2 protein-coding genes and 1 pseudogene are annotated in these 2,767 nt (G+C 74.6%); 2 read left to right on the forward strand and 1 reads right to left on the reverse strand.

Annotated features, from left to right (window positions below):
- Together CQZ88_RS30205 and CQZ88_RS31115 are read left to right on the forward strand one after the other, a co-directional pair.
- The coding region (locus CQZ88_RS30205; RefSeq protein ID WP_219727518.1) for a zinc-binding dehydrogenase at positions 1 to 308 on the forward strand (308 nt) is incomplete at its 5' end.
- Positions 305 to 1,357, forward strand: a pseudogene (locus CQZ88_RS31115) (MFS transporter); the annotation flags it as partial. The gene CQZ88_RS30205 and the pseudogene CQZ88_RS31115, both read left to right, overlap by 4 nt.
- 112 nt (positions 1,358 to 1,469) lie before the next feature.
- On the opposite strand, the gene CQZ88_RS15020 reads toward CQZ88_RS31115, so the two are convergent.
- Positions 1,470 to 2,600, reverse strand: a complete 1,131-nt coding sequence (locus CQZ88_RS15020; protein WP_050036239.1) for a glycosyltransferase — start codon at positions 2,598 to 2,600, stop codon at positions 1,470 to 1,472.
- Positions 2,601 to 2,767 lie beyond the last annotated feature (167 nt).

Below are 2,767 nucleotides of genomic sequence, written 5' to 3' on the forward strand. Positions count from 1 at the left end.
ACCTCGACCTCGACCTCGAGGTGCTCGCCGACCACGGCACCGTCGTCGTGTACGCCCCCGAACCCGAACCGCCGCCGATTCCCGTGCAGCGGTTGATGGCCCGGAACCTCCGAACCCATTTCATGCTCGTCTACACCATCGGTCCGCGAGCCCAGGAGGACGCGGTGCGCGGCATCACGGCGGCACTCGAGGACGGCGCGCTCACCCCGTTGCCGACGGTGTGGTTCCCCCTGCACGAGGTGGCGGCGGCGCACGAGGCGGTCGAGGGTGGGGTGCTCGGGAAGGTCGTGCTGGGGCTGCCCGAATGACGGAGCCGGATCTCGCCTCGCCCCGGGACCGGTCGTCCGGCGAGGGGGATGCCGTGGCGGCGTTCCTCCCGGTCGTCGTACTGCTCGGACTCCTCGCGGTGCTCGTGCTGTCCCAGCTCTACGCCGTGATCCCCGTGTTCGGTGTCCTCGCCGACGACCTGGGCCTCGACGCGCAGCGGGTCACCGTGACCCACACCGCGTTCGGCATCGCCTATGCGGTGGGGTTCCTCGCCTGGGGCGCCGTCGTCGACCGCATCGGACCGCGGCGGACCCTGCTGACGGGTCTGGGGGCGCTCGTCCCGGCCACCGTGCTGGTCGCTACCGCCCGGGACGCGACGTGGATGATCGCCGCGCGGGTGCTGCAGGGCGCGGTGGCCGCGGCGTTCGCGCCTGCCGCCTTCGCGTACGTCGGCACCCGGATCGCGGTGGCTCGCCGGGCGACGGCACTGTCGGTGCTCACCGGGTCCTTCCTCGCGTCCGTCGTCCTCGGGCAGATCGCCGCGCAGGCCGTGTCCGCGCTCGCCGGATGGCGGTGGTTCTTCGGGATCGGTGCTGTCCTGTTCGCCGTGGCGACGGTGGCGGTGCTCGCCGCGGTCGACGACGAACCACCGCCGCGACCCGGCCCGCAGCCGGTGACGGCGGCCGTCGCGCTGCTCGGATCGGCACGCACCGTCGCCGTGCTGGCGGTCACCGCCACGGTGCTGGCCGGTTTCGTGGCGCTCCACACCGGCGTCCAACGCTTCGCCGTGGTGGGGGATCCCGACGAGCTGCTGGTCTTCCGGGCGTCGGCGCTGCCGGCGATCGTCGCGGCACCGCTGCTGTCGGGTCTGCTCGGCCGGATCCGGACCGGGCACCGCATCGTCGTCTTCCTCCTCGTGGCGGCGGCCTGCGCGACGGTGGCGCAGGACGCGCCGGTGGCCGCCTTCGCCGCGATCACGTTCTGCGTGGCGGTGATCGCCCCCGCTCTGATCGCCCTCGTGCTCGACCGTTCGGGCCCGCACCGTGGTGCCGGGACGGCGCTCTACACCTGCGCGCTGTTCGTCGGCGCGGGGCTGGGGCCGCAGATCGCCGCGACGGCCTCGTCGTTCTCCGCGACCGCCCTCGCCGCCGCCGGCGTGTGGACGGGTGGGGCTGCGCTGGCGGCGATCTCGTCCGGCCGGCCTACCGCGCGGTTCCGGCCGGGTGCCCGGGGTCGCCGAGGACCGCGAGCATCCTGTCCACCGACGTCGCCCACCCGAACTGCTCGGCACGACGTCGCGCCGAGCGGCGCAGGAAAAGGTCGGGGGCGCCCAGCAATTCGTCGATCGCGTCGGCGAAGGCCGCGTCGCGGTCGGCGGACAGTACCCCGCACTGGGGGGTGAGGATCTCGGTGAGCGCCGACGACCGCGACGCCACCACCGGGGTGCCGGCGGCCAGCGATTCGAGCGCCGACAGGCAGAACGTCTCGTGCGGTCCCGGGGCCAGCGAGACGTCGGCGGTGGCGAACAGCGCGGCCAGCCGATCGGGGTCGCCGATGAATCCGGTGAACGTCACCGGGAGCCCTTTCGCCTTGTGCTCCAGGGCGTGACGTCGCGGCCCGTCGCCGGCGACGACCAGGTGGACGTCGTGCCCGCGCCGGTGCAGCAGGCGCGCCGCGTCGATGCTGCGCTCCGCCTTCTTCTCGACGGACAGCCGGCCGCAGTGCAGCAGCAGCCGGGACGAGTCCGGTAGGAGCCGCTCGCGCAGGCGGCGGTCGTGGCGGGCGGGGTGGAAGCGGTCCAGGTCCACGCCGAGCGGCACCCGCACCAGATTCGGCGTGCCGATGCGGGTGAACTCCGTGCTCGCGAATTCCGTCGTGCACACCACCGTGTCGTAGTCGGTGGCCATCCGCCGGTTGGCCAGGTCGGCGGCCCGCCGGGCGACCGGCGCCGGCAGCACCTGGCCGAGGAGGCGGTCGAGCCGCTCGTGGGAGACGACGACGCTGCGCACGTCGCGCCGGCGCGCCCACCGGCCGAATCCGCGCAGCGTCAGCCGGTCCGACACCTCCACCGCGTCGGGCCGCAGGCCGCGCAGCACGTCCGCGACGCGCCGCGGGTCGGCCACCCGGTACCCGCCGGTCCACGGGACGACCGGTGCCGGCACGGTGATCCGCAGGACCCCGTTGCCGAGCAGTTCCTCGCCGCGACGGGGTCCGGGCACGATCAGCGCGACGTCGTGCCCCCGAGCGGTGTACCCGCCGCCCCACTGGTGCAGCGCGGTGCGCAGGCCGCCCGACCGGGGGCCGTAGAAGTTGGCGAGCTGAACGATGCGCACCGTTCTCATTGAGCCGGGACGCGGCGACGGGTGCGGCAACGACGCCGGGCGCCGCGGTGAACGCGCGTCGAATCTCTCCGTCAGTCGGCCGTCGCGGGGGGCACGCGGCCGGTCCACACGGCCTCGGCGCCGGACTCGCCGACCCGGACGGTCTGCACCGTCGCGCC

Source organism: Rhodococcus sp. ENV425 (assembly GCF_002887785.1).
Lineage (GTDB): Bacteria > Actinomycetota > Actinomycetes > Mycobacteriales > Mycobacteriaceae > Rhodococcus > Rhodococcus aetherivorans.